At 53.3% G+C, this 255-nt stretch carries 1 rRNA gene; it reads left to right on the forward strand.

Features of this window, described 5'->3' with window-relative positions:
* Nucleotides 1–255: ribosomal RNA gene (locus PSH48_RS21285) — 23S ribosomal RNA — on the forward strand; the annotation flags it as partial.

A 255-nucleotide genomic window follows, 5' to 3' on the forward strand; every position in this document is an offset into this window, starting at 1 on the left:
AGCTGGTTCTCCCCGAAATCTATTTAGGTAGAGCCTCGGACGAATACTTACGGGGGTAGAGCACTGTTAAGGCTAGGGGGTCATCCCGACTTACCAACCCTTTGCAAACTCCGAATACCGTAAAGTACTATCCGGGAGACACACGGCGGGTGCTAACGTCCGTCGTGAAGAGGGAAACAACCCAGACCGCCAGCTAAGGTCCCAAAGTCATAGTTAAGTGGGAAACGATGTGGAAAGGCCCAGACAGCCAGGAGG

Source organism: Pseudoalteromonas sp. Angola-4 (assembly GCF_028599265.1).
GTDB lineage: Bacteria > Pseudomonadota > Gammaproteobacteria > Enterobacterales > Alteromonadaceae > Pseudoalteromonas > Pseudoalteromonas atlantica.